The sequence below is a fragment of the Nocardioides fonticola genome, assembly GCF_039536805.1.
Lineage (GTDB): Bacteria > Actinomycetota > Actinomycetes > Propionibacteriales > Nocardioidaceae > Nocardioides > Nocardioides fonticola.
This window is the reverse complement of the sequence record NZ_BAAAZH010000006.1, coordinates 76,849-94,375: the sequence shown is the minus strand read 5'-3', so window position 1 is coordinate 94,375 and position 17,527 is coordinate 76,849. Positions and strand designations below refer to the sequence as shown.

The following is a 17,527-nucleotide window of genomic DNA, read 5'->3' as shown; positions in this document are numbered from 1 at the left end:
TGGCAGATTGTCTCAACATGGACGACGTCGACCGCCGCCTGCTGGACGTCCTGCGCGAGGACGCCCGCGCCTCCGTGCGCGATCTCGCCGACCGGGTCGGCATCAGCCGCGCCAACGCCTACGCCCGTATCGCCCGGCTGCGTGAGGACGGCGTCCTGCGCCGCTTCACCGTCGACGTCGACCCGCGCGCGCTCGGCCTGGGCCTGCCGGCCTACGTGCACGTGCGGATCAAGCAGAACAGCTGGAAGAGCTTCCGCGACCGGGTCGTCGCCCTCGAGGAGGCCGAGCATGTGGCCCTCGTGGCCGGCGACTTCGACTGCGTGCTGCTGGTGCGCGCCCGCGACGCCGACCATCTGCGCGAACTGGTTCTCGGCCGCATCCAGGCGCTGCCGGAGGTGGTGGCCACCCAGACCGTGCTGATCTTCGCCGAGCACGGCCGGGGTGCGGGCGGTGGGTAGGCTCGGACGGTCATGAACGCCGCCGCTGACCCCACCCGTCCCGCCCGCCCTCGCGGCGAGCTGTTCCGCTACCTCGAGCACACCCTCACCCCCGACGGCGTGCTGAGGTGCGCCTACGAGGCCGACGGCGAGCGCTTCGAGGAGATCGTCGACTGCGGCGCCGACGCGGGCCCGGACGCCGACTGGTCGACGCCGGGCGCCCACGCCGCCGCGCGGCTGGTGTGGCTGATGGCCGGCGTCTCCTACTGGAAGACCACCGCCGCGCCGCGCATCGTCGTCGAGGGCGGCCTCTCCGCCCTCGAACGCGACTTCCTCGCCGACGTCTACCTGCACGGCCTGGCCGAGTTCGCCTACGTCAACGGCCTCGACCTCTCCGACGTCGTCGTCGAGGGTGAGCCGCGGGAGGTCGCGCCGGTGGCCGCGGCCACGACGCCGGGGCGTCCCCTCATCCCCTTCGGCGGCGGCATCGACTCGATCGTGGTCGTCGAGGAGACCCGACGCCGTCACCCCGACGCCGTCCTCTTCGTGGCCAACACCTCCGACGTCCTCTTCGCGCCGATCGAGGAGACCGCCGTCGTCGCCGGCCTGCCGGTGCTGCGCGCCCGGCGTCGTCTCGACCCGCTGGTGCTCGCCTCCCGCGAACGCGGCTACCTCAACGGGCACGTGCCGGTCACGGGCGTCCTCTCGGCGATCGCGGTGCTGGTGGCGGTCGCGCACGGTCGCGACAGCGTCGTGATGTCGAACGAGCACTCGGCCAGCGAGCCCACCGCCCTGCGCGCCAGCGGCGTCCTGGTCAACCACCAGTGGAGCAAGGGCCTGGAGTTCGAGTCCCGCTTCCGCGAGCTGCTGGCCGCCACCGTCACCGGCGTCGACTACCACTCGGCGCTGCGCCCCTACAGCGAGCTGTGGGTCGCGCTGCGCTTCGCCGACCTCGCCGAGTACCACCACGCGTTCCGCAGCTGCAACCGCGCCTTCCACATCGACGCGGGCCTGCGTCGCGACCGGTGGTGCGGCGAGTGCGACAAGTGCTGCTTCATCGACCTCATCCTCAGCCCCTACCTCAGTCGCGAGCAGTTGGAGACGATCTTCGACGGCCGCGAGCCGCTCTCCCGCGACGACCTCGAGGGCCGTTTCCGGTCCCTGCTCGGCGAAGTCGGCCGCCCCAAGCCGTTGGAGTGCGTGGGCGACGAGGGGGAGTGCCGCCGCGCCACCCTGCTGGCCGCCGACCGCGCCGATCGCGCCGACACCCCGCTGCTCCACCGGCTCGCCGCCTACGTCGCCGACACCGGGCTCGCCGTGCCCGACACGGCGGTGCTCCTCGCGCCGCAGGGCCCCCACTTCCTGCCCGATCCGCCGACCGAGCCCGCGACGGCGGTCGATCCCGCAGGCGTGGCGTGACGGCGCTGGGCTTCGCCGACCTGCGCGGCCGCATGGTCGGCGTGTGGGGGCTCGGCGTCGAGGGCCGCGCGACCCTGCGCCGCCTGGACGCCGAGGGCGTCGTCCCGGCGGTCCTGGTCGACGCGCACGGCGGTCGCACGGACGACGGCCGCGAGGTGCTCGCCGCCGACGCCGCGGGCCTGGCGGCGCTCGGCGCCTGCGACGTCGTCATCAAGAGTCCGGGCATCAGCCCCTACGACCCGCCGGCCCTCGAGGTGGCCGCGGGCGGTGCCGACCTCGTCGGCGGCCTGGGCCTGTGGCTGGCGGGCGCGCCGCGCGAGCGGGTCGTGTGCATCACCGGCACCAAGGGCAAGAGCACCACCTCGGCGATCGCCGGTGCCCTGGCCACCGGGCTGGGCGCCCGGTGCGTGGTCGGCGGCAACCTCGGCACGCCGCCGTGGGACCCGCAGGCCGACCTCCCGGCCGACCCCGACGTGTACATCGTCGAGACCTCCAGCTACCAGGCCCACGACCTGCGCCTCGGCCCGCGCGTCGCGGTCGTCACCTCGCTGAGCCAGGACCACCTCACCTGGCACCACGGCTACGAGACCTACGTGCGCGACAAGCTCTCGCTGTGCACCCGGCCCGGCGTCGAGGTCGTGCTGACCCCGGTCGGCGACCCCGAGCTCGAGCGGCATGCGGCCCTCCTCGGACCGCGCCGCCGCACCGTGCCCGCCGCGCGGGCCGCCTGGACCGACGCGCTGGGGGTGCTCGGCGAGCACAACGTGCGCAACGCCGCGCTGGCCCGCGCGGCCCTCGTCGCCCTCGGGGTGCCGGGCGCCGACGACGACGAGCGGGTCGCGGCCGCGGCCGCCGGATACGTGCCGCTGCGCAGCCGGCTCACCCCGGTCGGCACCGTCGACGGCGTGGCCTTCGTCGACGACAGCCTCAGCACCAACGTGCTCCCCACCCTCGCCGCCGTCGACGCCTTCCCGGGACGACGCATCGCCCTGCTGGTCGGCGGCCAGGACCGCGGCATCGACTACGCGCCGCTCGCGCGCGGCCTGGCGGGCCGCGCGGGCGGACTGCTCGTCCTGACCCTGCCCGACAACGGGCCGCGCATCGCCGCCGCCTTCGCCGACCACGCCCCGGAGGTCGAGGTGCGGGCCGTCGACGATCTCGGCGAGGCCACGGCTGCGGCGTTCGCCTGGGCCCGCCCCGGCGGCGTCGTCCTGCTCTCGCCCGCGGCACCGAGCTTCGGCCGGTTCCGCGACTACGCCGAGCGGGCCGAGGTCTTCACCGCCGCGGTGGCCCGGTTGGCTGCTCTCCACCCCCAGCCGTAGGCGGCCCCCCGCGTGGGAGTGGGGTTGGTCACGCACCGTTACCTTCGCGCGGATTTCACACGTCCGTGACATCCGCTCCGAAGACTGGAGCCATGGCTTGGGGGAGCGCATGGCGACGGATGCAGCGGGCACGCAGGTGCCGACGTCTCTACGGGGCGGGTCACTGCCCGCACGTCGAACGGCACGGCCGGGGTCCGGCCCCGATGCCGGCCGACAACGTCGACTGGTGGGGTCCGGTCCGCCGTTGACCTGATCGGGAGGGGCACGCTCCGGTCCAGTCGTCTGGACCGGACCTGGGTCCTGTCGGCGGCCCGGCGGACCGGGCCTGGCTCCCTGTCGGGGGGTGTCGCAGCGTCACTAGCGTCGTGATGCTCTTCTCCCCCCACACCCCCGGAGCTCCCCGTGGTCCGACGTACCGGCCTGCCCGTCGCCCTTCTCTGCCTCGCCTCCGTGCTCTACGGACTCCCGGCGCCGGCGTCCGCCGACCCGGCGCCGCCCGCACGGCGGATCCGTGCGGTGGCCGGCGGGCAGGACGGGGGGTACATCGGGGGGGCCTCGGCGTCGCAGTACCGGCCCACCGGCACAGCGCCGAGCGGGACCACCGGTGCCCCGGCCACCGCCACGGACACCGGCTCGGGCGGCTCGGGCGGCTCGGGGAGCTCGGGTGGGACGACGATCACCCTGCCGCTCACCTCCAGCGCCGACGCCGCCCTCGCGCTCGGCTCGCTGTCGGGACTCTCCTTGAACATCCCCTCGACCGACGGGCTGATCTTCCCGACCTCGGCGACCGAGCAGAGCCAGGGCGAACCCTTCCCCCAGATCTCCGGCGTCGGCACCACCGGGTCGATCGACGAGGGCACCGCCGACGTCACGCCGTGCGTGCTCTATCCGGTCAGCGACGTGTCGGGCTACTTCGAGACCACCCGCGCCCAGTGCGACGCCTGGAACCGCCTGCAGGACAAGGCGGTCGACGAGGTCATCGCCACCCGCGGTCTCGTGGCCGACCGCACCCTCGCCCTCCAGGCCGCGCGCGGCGAGGTCCGCACCCAGCTCTACCTGACGCTGGTGAAGGCCCTGGTCACGCCGGCCGCCACGCGCACCGCCGACGAGGCGACGATCGTGGAGTGGTTCGCCCAGGTGATGAAGCGCTACCAGATCGCGGTCGCGCAACAGACCCTCGCCGAGTTCACGACGTTCGACAAGGACAACGGCTACGGGTCGTGCACCTACACCCCGCCGGCCCCCTACCAGGCCGACTACCCGGGCTCGGGCGGCCGATGGCCGAACTGCCGCAAGAACGCCACGCTCTCGACCCTGTTCTCGGCGCTGCCGAAGTACCCCTCGGCCGAGGAGTTCGTGAAATGGGGGACGGCGGCCGCGAACGTCGGCCTGACCGACCCCCAGGTCGCCGGCGTCCAGGGCCAGATCTCCACCGCGCTGGCCGCGACCCTGGCCGGCGGTGCCGTGGGCGGCGCGGTCGGCGCGACGATGCTGGGCATCTCGGCCTTCGCGCCCGCCGCCTCGCAGGCCATCATCGGCGCGATCGCCCCGTACGTCGCGCAGAGCCTCGTCGAGCTCGGCCTCGCCTCCTCGATCGCGGGAGCCTCCCAGACCTGGCTGGCCACGCTCGCGGGCCCGGTCGGAGCGATCATCGCGGTCTCGCTGATCATCCTGATCTACTCCATCACCGACTTCATGAGCCGCGACAAGCTGCGTGAGCAGTTCCAGAGCGCCGTGGCCACCGCGAAGACCACGACGCCGGACGTCGCCTCGCTCGCCACCACCCAGAACGGCCTGGCCACGATCCTGTCGATGACCAGCAGCTGGCTGGGCCTGCAGCACGGCGACGACCCCACGCCGTCCGCGGTGCCGCCGCGGCGCTACGACGACGGCGCGTTCCGGGTCGACGGCACGCGTGCCGCCTCCTTCACCGCGGTCGGCTGGGACGGCAAGCAGCACACCACCTCGCTGCGCAGCGGCTACTTCGTCACCGACGGCGTCCCCTCGATCTCCCTGTCCTACCTCGACCCCGCCGGCGTGCAGCGCCGCGCCTACCGGCTGCGCCAGGGCGGCAAGTGGGTGTGGGACTCCGTGGTGGTCGACGGATCCTTGACATCCTGCACCGGCGCGACCACGTCGGGCTGCCAGGTCACCAGCGCGCTGCGGATGCGGCGTGCCCCGCTCGGCTCCCCGGACACCTCCACCCTGAGCGTCGAGCTCGTGGAGAACCAGGTGCCGAAGGTCGACCCGATCGACGGCCCGACCCGGGTCGAGGCCGCCCAGACGCCGGTGCGCTACCGGGTCCGCCCGACCGACCAGGAGGGCGACCCGCTCGCCGTCACCTGGGCCGTGCAGCGCTACCCCTCGATCGTCGCCGGCAGGGTCGTCGACCCCTGCATCGGTGCGCTGCCGGCCGACCGCATCGCGCCGAGCCTCGCCCAGCCGCTGCCCAGCTGCTTCGTCACCGCCGCCACCGGCACGCCCGAGCTGACGACATCCTTCGACGTCGCCGGCAGCTACCGGGTGCGGGCGCGCCTCGACGACGGCGTCGGCGTCGTCGCGCGGGAGCTCACCACCACGGTCCTCGAGGCCCCCTTCCGGCTCGCCCCCGCCCTGCAGTGCGGCTCGGCGGCCGCCGACAAGACCTACTGCACCGGCCTGGAGACCCGCTACGGCGGCGTCCTGCGCGCCTCGGGCGTGGTCACCGAGCCCGACGCGAACGACACCACGACCGTCGTGGTCGACTGGGGCGGCGGCGTGACCACGCGATCGACCTACCCCTGCTCGCCCACGACCACGCCGTGCGCCGCCGACGTCTCCTGGCAGGCCACCGGCGCCACCCGCCGGTTCGTGGCGACCCGCACCTCGGCGCCCGTCGGCGCCGCCAAGGTCGACGTCCTCGTCACCGACGGCCGTGCCGGACGCCGCGACGGATTCGCCAACGCTTACACGGTGACGCCGGCCGTCCCCGTCGTCGCCCTGGACGACGCCACCACACCCGCCACGGCCGACGAGGGCTCGCCGCTCGTCGTCACCGGCACGGTCACCAGCGGGTCGTCGTCGACGCCCTTCAACCTCACCGTCGACACCGGTCGCGGCGTCGAGGCGATCCGCCTCTACCCGTGCAGTCGGCTCTCGACGGGCTGCCCCTCCGACATCGCCTTCACCCCGACGGCGAACGGCGTCCGCTTCACCTACCGCCGCACCTTCGGCGACGACACCCGCGGCACCCTGCGCATCGGCGTCGCCGAGCCGGTCGGCGGGGCCGTCTACCAGACCGCGACCCGCCCCTACCTCATCGCCGACGTCGCGCCGACCGTCACCCTCGACCCGCCGCCGGCGGGGACGCCGGTCATCGGCTCGCGGCAGCCCTTCACCGGCCACGTCAGCGACCCCGGCACCGACGACCAGTACCTCGCCACCCTCACCGACACCGACGGCCGCCGCTCCCGGCTGCCGCTGGTGCCCGCGGCCGGAGGCGGCTACGACCTGGCCGGCACCTACACCGCGGCCAACGCCGACGTCCGGGTCGAGGTCACCGACCGCCGCACCGGCGCCACCGGCGTCGACCTCCTCGAGATCTCCGCGGCCAACCCGACGTACGCGGTGCCGATCATCGAGCCGCCGATCGGGATCATCCTGACCCGCAGCGCCGGGCACGGCGCGCGACGTGCCGGCGCCGACTCGATCATCGACCTGCCCACCGGCGCCGACGGCCTGCCGGTGACGTCGGGTCCCGCGCTCCCGGTGCACCTCGTCGCCTCCTCCGCGGTCGACGTGATCGGCACCCGTGCGTGGATCGACGAGCGTCCCGCCGAGGGCGCCGCGGTCGGCGGCGTCGCGCTGCCCGGCGAGTACGGCAGCGGCGACGTCGACGTCACCGCCGCCATCGGCGTCCAGCCGCTCGCGGAGGGTCGCCACGTGCTCTACGTGACGGCCATCGACGAGTTCGGCCGCACCTCACCGCTCCAGGCGTTCCCCTTCGTCATCGACCGCACCGGACCGGTGTTCTCCGCCGACAGCACCAGCGACACGGTGGTCGGGCTCGCCGACGACAGCGGCTCGGCCGAGTTCACCCCGTCGGTCTCGGCCACCGACCGCAGCCCGGTCACCGGGACGGCGTCCGCGGTCGCCGTGGCCTGCGACCCGGCAGGCGCGCTCGACCTCTCCTTCGCCGCGCCGGTGGAGGTGGCCTGCACCGCCACCGACGTCGCCGGGAACGCCACGGAGTACAGCTTCGCGGTGGGCGCGGTCAACGCGCCGGGTGCCGGTCCGAGTGTGACCCGGCCCGCTCCCGCGGGCGGCAGCATCGCCTTCCAGGTCACCCGCGGCGCCTCGCGGCTGCGCTCGGTCGCGGCCGCGATCGACGACGACGCTCCGACGCCGCTCGCGCTGCCCGCCGACACGGCGTCCCCGCAGGCCTTCAGCCTGCCGGTGCCGGCCACCGGTCTCGACGACGGCGAGCACCGGTTCACCGTCCTCGCCATCGATGCCGGCGGTCGCTCGGTCACCCGCACCGCCACGTTCGTGATCGACCGTCGCGGGCCGGTGTTCGAGAGTCGCCCGCCGCTGATCGTGCGCAGCTCGTCCGCCGACGAGGGCCGCGTCGTCCGCTTCGTCGCCCCACCCGCCGTGGATGCCGTCGACGGGCAGCGGCCCGCCTCCTGCGCCCCGGCGTCCGGCTCGTACTTCCCGCTCGGCGACACGGTGGTGACCTGCACGGCCAGCGACGCCACCTCGCACACGACGAGCACCGCCTTCACCGTCAGCGTGCTGTCGCCCGGTGTCGCCCCGACCGGCGAGTACCTCGACGTGCCCGACGTCGTCGGTGGCGACGAGCTCCCCGTGGAGTTCTCGGCCAGCACGACCGCGCCCGGCACGAGCATCGCCGGCGGCTTCCTCGCGATCGCGCCGACGCTGGACGCCACCACCGACTACGCCGGCGTCGGGACGAACCCCGACGACGAGGTCGACATCGACGAGGATGCGGGCACCGCGCACTTCGTCGCCCGTCGCTCGGTGCGGTCCCTGCCCGACGGCACCTACCGGGTCGGCGTCCTGGTCACCGACACGGCGGGGCGTCAGTCGACGGTCGGGGTGCGCACCGTCCGCATCGACCGCACCGCCCCGCTGTTCCGCACGCAGGGGACGATCAACGCCGTCGCCTCGACCGCCGACGGCGTCGTCCTCGCCTACACGGTCGGCGCGGACGACGCCGGCGACGGCGGGCCGAGCCCGGTCGCGTGCTTCCCCGAGAGCGGGTCGGTCTTCCCGATCGGCACCACCCAGGTCACCTGCACCAGCGCCGACCTCGCCGGCAACGAGTCCTCGACGACCTTCGACGTCGTCGTCGCCCCGCCCGGCTCGGGCGGCTCGGGCGGCTCGGGCGGCGGCGCGGCCGCGCCGACGGCGAGCGTGGACGCCCTGCCCGCCCGCACCTCCGCGACGACCCTGCGCGTCGGTGGGACGGCGCTCGCGGCCACCGCCGCCCTCTCGGTGCAGAGCGTCCGCGCCTGGGTCGACACCGTCACCGGCGACGGCACCGTGCTCGTGCTCGGCCCGGGTGCGCAGCAGCGCTCCTTCGCCGGCACGCTCGACATCGCCGGTCTCGCCGAGGGGCGGCACACGCTCATCGTGCGGGTGACCGACTCGGCCGGCACCACCGCCGAGCGCACCCTCGCCTTCGTCGTCGACCGCACGGCGCCGCTCGTCACGGTGCCCGCCGCCGCGTTGGCCACGGCCGACACCGCGGCCGGCACGGTGGTGGACTTCGAGCCCACCGCCGTCGACCCCGGCGGCGACGGCGTGCTCGCGCCGGTGTGCGTGCCGGCGTCCGGGTCGGTGTTCCCGGTCGGCACCACCACCGTCACCTGCACGGCCACCGACGCCGCCGGCAACGTCGGCACCGCCACCTTCCCGGTGACGGTCGCCCCGCCCGTCGACGACCCGTCGGTGAGCCTCGACGGGCTGGCCCGCTTCGTGCGCGCCGGCGTCCTGGAGGTGCGGGGCTCGGCCCAGGCCCTCGCCGAGGGGGTCACCGTCACCGGCGCCCGCGCCTGGATCGACCGGGTGCGCGGCGCGGGGCAGGCACTGAGCCTGGAGACGTCCGGCTCCCGGGTGACGCTCGGCGGGGCGCTCGACGTCCGCCGGCTCGCCGAGGGCGCGCACACCCTCATCGTGCGCGTCACCGACAGCCGGGGTCGGACGGCGGCTGTGCGCGCCGCGTTCACCGTCGACCGCACCGCCCCCACCCTGCGCCCGCGAGCGAACGTGCGCCGCATCCTGCTCGGGCAGCAGGGGGTGAGCGTCGCCCCCGGTGCCCGCGACAGCGGATCGGGCGTCGCGGCGGCCCGGTGCGGCAGCGTCGACACCTCGGTGGCCGGTCTGCAGACCGTGCGCTGCTCGGCGCGCGACCTGGCGGGCAACGTCGGCCGGGCGAGACTGCGGGTGCTCGTGCGCGACGTGCTCTCGCCGACCGATCGCACCACGCTGGTGGCCGGTCGGTCGACCGGGGTGGAGCTGCGGCTCACCGATGTCGACGGCGGTTCCATCGGCGCGGCCCGGGCCCGGGCGCTGAGCCGCGACTGCGCGGTGACGGTGCGCGTGGTCGGCGCGCCCGTCGACGGCGACCCGCTCGGGTGCCTGGTCTGGAATGCCGCGACGGCGTCCTTCGTCGGTGCCGTCCGCACGGCCGCGGACGCCCGTGGCCCGGCCCGGCTCGTCTATGCCGTGGCCTACGGGGCGAACCGGAGCGTGCGGACGACCCGGACGGTGCGGATCGTCGGTCCCTGAGCCCGTTCCGGCCTGATCCCGAGGCAAAAAGTCTCCACGACGCCGAGATTGTTCGCCCGAACGGGTGAAAATCTGCGAAAATAGTGGAGCGTCGGCTCCGGTCCCCCCTCCGGAGCCGACGCTCCACCCCCACTCCCAAGCCTCCCTCCGATCGCACGCGAAGGTCGCCCATGACCCGTGCCCCGATGGTGCGTGATCCGTTCGATCGCGCACTCGTCCTGCTCCTCGCCGTCGCCACCCTGGTCGCGACCCTCGAGACGGCGTTCGCGCTGGCCCAGCACCCGCCCTACCCGTACTTCTTCGCGGCCTTCCCGCTCTCCGGGCTGTTCTCGGTGGCCGTCGGCGTCCTGCTGTGGCATCGGCGTCCGAGCCTGCCGATCGCCTGGCTGCTGGTCGTGCAGGGCGTGTTCCTGCTCGCCGCCGCAGGCAGCAACGTGCTGAACCCGTACGCGATGTTCATCGGCATCGCCCTGGCCGAGGCGCCGATCGGGGCGCTCTACGCCCTGGTGCTCGCCTTCCCCGGCGGTGACGTGCGACCGCGGTTCGCCCGGCCCCTGGTGATCGCCTTCTACGTCGTCACCATCGGCCTGCAGATCCCGCAGTACGTCACGATGCCGGTGGAGATGCCCGTCGACTGGCTGCGCATCGAGGGCCACCCCGAGTGGGCGGCCCGCATCAACGACGTCCAGGCCACCTCGGTCAGCGTCCTCACCGCCCTCGGCGCGCTCGTCGTCCTCGACGTCCTGCGACGCACCCGCGACGCCCGGCGTCGGCGCGTGCTCGCGGTCGTCTACGGCTACGGCCTCATCGCGCTCCTCGGCATCCCGATCAGCGCGCACGTGCTCGCTCCGCTGCTCGGGTGGAACGTCTTCCAGCGCTTCGGGTTCCAGGTCGGCCTCTTCGTGGGCATCCCGCTCGTCTTCGGCATCGCCGTGCTCGCCGGGGCCTATGCCCGCACCTTCGAGGTCAGCGAGCTGGGCCGCTGGTTCGCCGACCCGGAGGTCCGGTCGACCCCGCAGGAGGCGATCGCACGCGCGCTCGGCGACCCGAGCGTCCAGGTGCTGTACCGGCTGCCCGGCTCCTCGCAGTTCGTCGACGCGGACGGCGCCTCGGTCGCCGTCCCCTTCGGCTCGGAGCATCGCGGCATCGTCGCCGTGCACACCGATCAGGACGGCGCCGCGAGCGCCGTGCTGGTCTACGACGCGAGCACGGTGCACCGCGGTCTGGTGACCGAGGCGGCCCGGGTCCTCGCGCTCGTCATCGACCGCGACCGGTTGACCGCCGAGCTGGCGGCCAGCCGTCGGGCCCTCCTCGAGGCCGGCCGCCAACTGCTGGCCGGTGGCGACCAGGAGCGCCGCCGCATCGCCCGCGACCTGCACGACTCGGTGCAGAACCGGCTGGTGCTGGCCGCGATGGAGATCGGCCGGCTCCAGGAGCTCGTCGGAGCCGACGGCCCCGGGCGCGAGCGCGTCGATCAGCTGCGCGGCCACCTCGACGACGCGATGACCGAGCTGCGTCACGTCGTCGACGGCGTCATGCCGCCGCTGCTGCTCGAGCAGGGCCTCATGGCCGCTCTCGACGAGCTCGTGCACGCCACGCCGCTCGTCGCCGAGCTGCGCGCCAGCGGGGACGACGCCGTCGTCGCCGACACGGTCGCCACGGCCATCTACTTCGTCACCGCCGAGGCGCTGACCAACGTGCTCAAGCACGCCGAGGCCTCCCGGATCGAGGTCGAGGTCAGCGTCGAGGAGGAACTGCTGCGCCTCTCGGTGCGCGACGACGGCAACGGACGCGTCGATCGCGCCGGTTCGGGTCTGCGCGGCATGGCCGGTCGGGTGGCGGCCCTCGGCGGCACCTTCCGGGTGCGCAGCGAACCGGGCACGGGCAGCCTGGTGAGCGTGGAGGTGCCGTGCGGGTCGTGATCGCCGAGGACGAGGTGCTGCTGCGGCGGGGCCTCGAGAGCGTCTTGACCGGTGAGGGGTTCGAGGTGGTCGCGGCCGTCGGTGACGCGCCGGGTCTGCTCGCCGCGGTGGCCGCGCTCGAGCCCGACCTCGCCGTCACCGACATCCGGATGCCACCGGGCAACACCGACGACGGGCTCCAGGCGGCGTCGCGGATCCGCGAGCAGCATCCCGGCGTCGGCGTCATGGTGCTCAGCCAGCACGCACAGCGCAGCTACGCACTCACCCTGCTCGGCGACAACCCGCGCGGGGTCGGCTACCTGCTCAAGCAGCGGATCGGCGACATCGCCCAGTTCGTCGCCGACCTGCGGCGCGTCGCCGCGGGCGGCAGCGTGCTCGACCCGGAGGTCGTCGACGCGATGGTGGCCCGGGCGACCGTTCCCGACAGCCGCATCGCCGGGCTCACCCCGCGCCAGCGCGAGGTGCTCGGCCTGGTCGCCGAGGGCCGCAGCAACGTCGCGATCGGCGAGAGGCTGTGCATCACCGAGAAGGCCGTCGTCCAGCACATCTCCAACATCTACGAGGCCCTCGGGCTCGCGGCCCAGCCGGAGGACCACCGGCGCGTGCTCGCCGTCCTGCGCTACCTGTCCTGACCGGCCGCGCCGTCCGTGGTCGGGCTCAGCAGCCGCCGCCGACGGCGTCGACGACGCCCGGACCCGGCACGATCGAGGGGGTCTGCCAGACGCGGACGTCGTCGCCGAGACGACCGCCGGTGAAGCGCCACGCCACCAGCACCGGCTTCGGACCGCTCACCTCGACCGGCACGATCACCGCGGGCCGTCCGGCGTAGGTGGCGGTCGTCAGTTCGGGGGTGACGTCGCGGCCGTCGACGTCGACCTCGGTCAGGACGGCGCCCGGCGGGCCGTAGAGGCGGACGACGACCTGCTGGTGACCGGCGGTCACCCCGTAGAGCCCGGCTCCGTTGACGTAGCCCGGCAGCCGGCGCGCACGGGCCGCGCTGATGGTCTGGGAGAGCCGGGTGAAGCCGGTGAGGGTGGGGGTGCCGCCGGGGCAGTCGACCTCGGCCTCGGTGTCGCGGCGCAGGTAGTAGGACATCTTGGCCGCCGTGCCGTCGTCGAGGGTGACGAACGCGGTCGCGGCGTCGGGTGCGGCGGGGGTCAGGCGGCCCGCCCCGCCGGCGGCGTCGAGGGCCGAGCGCACCTGCGGGGTGAGGCCGACGGCGGAGAAGCGGTCCTCGGCGCGCGCGCGGGCGAAGCCGGAGATCAGCGCCACCAGCGACCGCGGCCGCGTGGTGATCGCATCGAAGACGGCCCGGGTGGTCTCGCGGTAGATGGCATCGGAGCGCCCGCCGTAGGTGGCGTAGACGCGGGAGAGCAGTTCGTCGACGGCGTTCGCCGAGGTGAGGCGCAGGTCGCGGACGGTCAGCGGCCCGGTGCCCTCGAGGAGGTAGGAGAGACCGACGGTGTCGAGGCGCAGCACGCCGTCGAGCGGGATCGGGACGCCGTCGACCCGACCGGGGCCGCTCTGCCACAGCGCGGCCTGCAGGCGCGCGGCGCGGACGGCGTCGGGCACGAAGGAGGTGTCGCGGAAGTCGGTGGCCGGGAGCGCGGTGAAGAGCCGGTCCTCGGCGCGGTTGAGCGGCAGCACCGGCTCGGGCGCGATGGGCACCGCGCCGGAGGAGCCCTGCGTGGTCAGGCTGACCTTGCCGTCGACCGCGGTGAGCAGCGCCCACGAGCCCGGCAGGCCGCCGGAGGTGCGGATCTCGGCGTTGTTGTCGAAGACCAGCAGGTAGCGGTGGGTGCCCGCGAGCATCGTGGGCAGGACGTCGGCGGCCTGGCGTCCGCTGGCGATGATGGCGGCCGCCGAGCGCACCTGCTGCACCGAGCGGGCCAGCCGCTCGCCGATCGGTCCGCTCAGGGAGCCGGTGTCGATCCCGTCGAGCCGTCGTGCTGCGGAGGCGAAGCCCGCGTCGGCGTCGGCCAGCGGGGCCTGGAGGGTCGCGAGGGTGGCGGTGTCGACGCGGCCGGCGTCGATGACACCGGTGGCGGTGCCGGTGGCGTCGACCAGGGTCGGGAGGGTCGGGGAGATGTCGACGGCGGCGTCGGCCAGGGCGCGCGCGGTGCGGACCTCCTCGCCCACGCCGGGCAGGTGGGCGGCGAGCGCCCACCACGGTCGGTGCAGGCGCCGCCGGGCGTCGTCGGTGGCGCGGCCGATGTCGACGGCCGCGATCCGCGCCTCCGCGATCTGGCCGGCGCGCAGGTTGACGGCGATCCGTGCGGTCGCGGCGTCGACGTCGCGGAGGTCGCGGTAGGTGCGCCAGGAGTCGTAGGCCACCAGGGCGCCGAAGACGACCACGACGCCGAGCACGCTGAGAGCGATCGCCCGCCGACGGCGGCGTTGCCGTCGGGAGCGCCGGACGCGCACCCGGACCCGGACGTACTCGACGCCGTCAGGTCCGACGCGACGCGACCCCGCCGAGGAGTCGGTCACGCCGTCCGATCAGAGAGCGGCGCGTCGCGAGCGACGCAGCAGCGCGAAGCCGAGGACGACGAGCGCCAGCGCGAGGGCGATCAGCCAGAGGCTGATCTCGCTGCCGGTGTTCGGGAGCAGGCCGTTGCCGTTCTGGCCGTCGGCCGGGCCGACGCCGCCGGGCAGGGTGCCGCCGTTGGCGGGGCCCGTGCCGGTGGGCGGCACGTAGGGGCCGGTGTAGTCGGCGAGGGCGGGCGTGGCGAGGAGGACCGTGGCCATGAGCGCCGAGACCAGGGCGCCGACGACCGCGAGGGCGCGGAGCGCGAGGCGGTGGGCGGGGGCGACGAGGCGCGAGGTGTGAGGCACGGAGTCTCCTGAGGCGAGGCGGCTGTGACGCCATTGTGCCTCCCCCCGGGCGGTTATGAAACCTGATCACGCAGAGTGGGACCGAGGATCACCCCCGCGGTGCGACACTCGGGGGCGTGACCTCCGCTCCCTCGGTGCCCGCCGGCCCCCCGCCCGCCGCCGGTCGTGCGGGCGATGCCGGCGGTCCGGACGGTCCCGCGGGCCGCCCGCCGCGGCGTCGGCGCGCCCTGCGGATCGCCGGCATCGCCTTCCTCGTCGCGGGCGTGGGCATCCTCCTCTGGATCGCCTGGCAGCTGTGGGTCACCACCTGGCTCTCCCAGCGGCATCAGGCCGAGATCATCGGGTCGCTCGAGCAGGGCTGGTCGCAGGGGCAGCAGGAGGTGCGGGTCGACGTCGGCACCGGTATCGGCATCCTCCGGGTACCGCGGTTCGGTGCCGACTACGAGGTGCCGGTCCTCGCCGGCACCTCCGACGACGTGCTCGCGGCCGGAGTCGGGCATCAGGACGGCACGGCGATGCCGGGCGAGCGCGGCAACATGGTGCTGGCCGGGCACGTGATCACCCACGGCGAGCCGTTCCGGCACCTGAAGGACCTCCGGGTCGGCGACGAGGTCGACCTCCAGACCGCGCAGGGCACCTACCACTACGTGATCGACACCCCGGGCGATGCGCTCACCGTCGACTTCAGCGCCGGCTGGGTGCTCGACCCCCGGCCGGTCAACCCCGACCCGGCGGGGGTGGACCCGACCGACGACCCGCGCCTGCTGACCCTCCTCACGTGCGCGGAGCTGTTCCACACCGATCTGCGCACCGTCGTCTTCGGCCACCAGACCGGCTTCGATCCCGCCGGCTGACCGGCGGGCGCCCGGGGCGCGACGGCATCGGACACCCCGGTCACCCCGGTCACCCCGGACACCCCGGACACCCCGGACACGCAGGGAGGGGCCGGCGCCGTCGCGGCGCCGGCCCCTCCCTCCGGGTCTCACGCGTCCTGCGTGACCACCCGGCGCAGCGCGACGGCGAGGAGGCCGACCGTCCACGCGAGGACGATGACCACGCCCACGGCACCGCTGATGTCGATGTCGCCGGTGGCGGTGATCGTGGTGAAGGCCGCGGCGGCGTTGCTCGGCAGCGCCTGCAGGACGGCGTCGGTGCTGTCGGGCAGGAGCGCACCGGCGATCGGGGGCAGGATCAGGACGACGCCCAGCAGGCTGCCGATGCTCGAGGCGGTGCTGCGCAGCAGGAAGCCCAGGGCCAGGCCCAGGAGCGAGACGCAGGTCAGCCACAGGACCATCCCCAGCAGGGAGCCGAGCGCTCCGGAGTCGCTCAGCGCGACGGTCGGCTCGCCGGCTCCCTCGAGCACGGCGGTGCCGGCGGCGTAGGCGCCGAAGGTGCCGATCGCGGCCACCGGCACGACGACCGTCGTCAGCACGAGGGCCTTGGCCGCGACCACGCGCCAGCGTCGGGGGGTGGCGACGAACGTCGTGGTGATCATCCGCGAGCCGTACTCGCGGGCGCCGGTGAGGCAGCCCAGCACGCCGAGGATCAGCATCGCGAAGTTCGCGCCGGTCAGCACGGTCGAGAGCGGGTCGGAGCCGTCGCTGCCGGGGGCGCCGACCGCCTCCCCGGAGGCCGAGGCGGCTGCCGCCACGGCCCCGATGACCACCATCACGATCGCGGTGGCGGCCAGGGTCAGCCAGGAGGAGCGCAGGCTGGCGAGCTTGATCCACTCCGAGCGGAGCGTGGCCGAGAGGCCCGGACGGCGCAGGGGGGTGACGAGGTCGACGGTGGTGCTCATGCGGGGCTCCCGGTGAGTGCGGTCGTGGTGGTGTCGGCGGAGGGGCCGGAGGTCGCGCCGGAGGTCGGGTCGGCTCCGGAGTCGTGCCCGGTGCTGTGCCCGGCGTAGCTGACGGCGTCCTGGGTCAGGCGCAGGTAGGCCTCCTCGAGGGAGGTGTCGCGGGTGGCGAGCTGGTGCAGCTCGATGCCGTGGGCGGCGGCGAGACGGCCGACGGCCACGGCCTCGACGCCGCGCACCTCGAACTCGCCGTCGTGGGCGGAGGAGACGACGACGCCGTCCGCGGCCAGCATCCGCGCGAGCCGGTCGGCCTCGGGGGAGCGCACCAGGGTGCGGTGCTCGTCGGCTCCGCTGAGGAAGTCGGCCATCGAGGTGTCGGCCAGGATGCGACCGCGGCCGATCACCACCAGGTGCTCGGCGACGAGCTCGAGCTCGCTCATGAGGTGGGAGGAGAGCAGCACGGTGCGGCCCTCGGCGGCGAGGTCGGTGAGCAGCCGGCGGATCCACTGGATGCCGTCGACGTCGAGGCCGTTGACCGGCTCGTCGAGCATCACGGTCTGCGGGTCGCCGAGGAGGGCGGTGGCGATGCCGAGGCGTTGCCCCATGCCCAGCGAGAACCCGCCGAGGGGCCGGTCGGCGACGTCGGTGAGACCGACCAGGTCGAGCACCTCCTCGACCCGCCGCCGGGGGACGCCGCCGGCCGCCGCCAGCGCCCGGAGGTGGTTGCGGGCGCTGCGGGCCGGGTCGGCCGCCTTCGCGTCGAGCAGGACGCCGAGCTCGTGCATCGGCACGGCGGCGTCGGCGTAGCGGCGGCCGTTGACGGTGGCGGTGCCCGAGGTCGGCCGGTCGAGGCCGGTGATGAGGCGCATCGTCGTGGACTTGCCGGCGCCGTTGGGGCCGAGGAAGCCGGTGACCCGGCCGGGCTCGACCCGGAAGGAGAGGTCGTCGACGGCGAGGTGGTCGCCGTAGCGCTTGGTCAGCTGGGAGGTCTCGATCATGGATCCA

General features: G+C 74.7%; 11 protein-coding genes. 7 read left to right on the top strand and 4 right to left on the bottom strand.

Going from position 1 to position 17,527, the window contains the following annotated elements; translation table 11 throughout:
- The first annotated feature begins 17 nt into the window (after positions 1 to 17).
- From ABD671_RS03645 to ABD671_RS03620, 6 genes are all read left to right on the top strand, one after another.
- Complete coding sequence (locus tag ABD671_RS03645) at positions 18 to 458, top strand: Lrp/AsnC family transcriptional regulator (RefSeq protein ID WP_344731868.1); 441 nt, start codon at positions 18 to 20, stop codon at positions 456 to 458.
- A 12-nt stretch (positions 459 to 470) separates the two neighbouring features.
- Positions 471 to 1,856: a MurL-like N-terminal domain-containing gene (locus ABD671_RS03640; protein ID WP_344731867.1), complete on the top strand. Its 1,386-nt coding sequence runs from the start codon at positions 471 to 473 to the stop codon at positions 1,854 to 1,856.
- Positions 1,853 to 3,178, top strand: a complete 1,326-nt coding sequence (gene murD, locus ABD671_RS03635) for a UDP-N-acetylmuramoyl-L-alanine--D-glutamate ligase (protein ID WP_344731866.1) — start codon at positions 1,853 to 1,855, stop codon at positions 3,176 to 3,178. Before ABD671_RS03640 ends, murD begins: the two co-directional genes overlap by 4 nt.
- Positions 3,179 to 3,580: 402 nt before the next feature.
- Positions 3,581 to 9,970, top strand: coding sequence for an HYR domain-containing protein (locus ABD671_RS03630; RefSeq protein WP_344731865.1), 6,390 nt, complete (start codon positions 3,581 to 3,583; stop codon positions 9,968 to 9,970).
- A 170-nt stretch (positions 9,971 to 10,140) separates the two neighbouring features.
- Positions 10,141 to 11,892 carry a sensor histidine kinase gene (locus ABD671_RS03625; protein WP_344731864.1) on the top strand — a complete coding sequence of 584 codons (1,752 nt, stop codon included), beginning with the start codon at positions 10,141 to 10,143 and terminating at the stop codon, positions 11,890 to 11,892.
- Positions 11,880 to 12,524, top strand: a complete 645-nt coding sequence (locus ABD671_RS03620) for a response regulator transcription factor (protein WP_344731863.1) — start codon at positions 11,880 to 11,882, stop codon at positions 12,522 to 12,524. Before ABD671_RS03625 ends, ABD671_RS03620 begins: the two co-directional genes overlap by 13 nt.
- A 25-nt stretch (positions 12,525 to 12,549) precedes the next feature.
- Here ABD671_RS03620 and ABD671_RS03615 read toward each other — a convergent pair whose 3' ends face one another.
- Both ABD671_RS03615 and ABD671_RS03610 read right to left on the bottom strand, forming a co-directional pair.
- On the bottom strand, positions 12,550 to 14,382 hold the full coding sequence (locus ABD671_RS03615) for a DUF4012 domain-containing protein (RefSeq protein ID WP_344731862.1): 1,833 nt from the start codon (positions 14,380 to 14,382) through the stop codon (positions 12,550 to 12,552).
- 9 nt (positions 14,383 to 14,391) lie between these two features.
- Positions 14,392 to 14,727: an LPXTG cell wall anchor domain-containing protein gene (locus ABD671_RS03610; RefSeq protein ID WP_344731861.1), complete on the bottom strand. Its 336-nt coding sequence runs from the start codon at positions 14,725 to 14,727 to the stop codon at positions 14,392 to 14,394.
- A gap of 116 nt (positions 14,728 to 14,843) precedes the next feature.
- Here ABD671_RS03610 and ABD671_RS03605 point away from each other — a divergent pair, with 116 nt between their 5' ends.
- Positions 14,844 to 15,581 (top strand): class E sortase, encoded by a 738-nt coding sequence (locus ABD671_RS03605; RefSeq protein WP_344731860.1) that lies wholly within the window; start codon positions 14,844 to 14,846, stop codon positions 15,579 to 15,581.
- Positions 15,582 to 15,709: 128 nt separating this feature from the next.
- On the opposite strand, the gene ABD671_RS03600 is transcribed toward ABD671_RS03605, so the two are convergent.
- On the bottom strand, positions 15,710 to 16,525 hold the full coding sequence (locus ABD671_RS03600) for a hypothetical protein (protein WP_344731859.1): 816 nt from the start codon (positions 16,523 to 16,525) through the stop codon (positions 15,710 to 15,712).
- A complete protein-coding gene (locus ABD671_RS03595; protein WP_344731858.1) occupies positions 16,522 to 17,520 on the bottom strand; it encodes an ABC transporter ATP-binding protein in 999 nt (332 codons plus the stop codon). Before ABD671_RS03595 ends, ABD671_RS03600 begins: the two co-directional genes overlap by 4 nt.
- Positions 17,521 to 17,527 lie beyond the last annotated feature (7 nt).

What these genes read in the sequence shown, in the direction of transcription:
- ABD671_RS03645 (WP_344731868.1), top strand. Translation starts at nt 18, where the DNA reads ATGGACGACGTCGACCGCCGCCTGCTGGACGTCCTGCGCGAGGACGCC.
- ABD671_RS03640 (WP_344731867.1), top strand. Translation starts at nt 471, where the DNA reads ATGAACGCCGCCGCTGACCCCACCCGTCCCGCCCGCCCTCGCGGCGAG.
- ABD671_RS03625 (WP_344731864.1), top strand. Translation starts at nt 10,141, where the DNA reads ATGACCCGTGCCCCGATGGTGCGTGATCCGTTCGATCGCGCACTCGTC.
- ABD671_RS03600 (WP_344731859.1), bottom strand. Translation starts at nt 16,525, where the DNA reads ATGAGCACCACCGTCGACCTCGTCACCCCCCTGCGCCGTCCGGGCCTC.
- ABD671_RS03595 (WP_344731858.1), bottom strand. Translation starts at nt 17,520, where the DNA reads ATGATCGAGACCTCCCAGCTGACCAAGCGCTACGGCGACCACCTCGCC.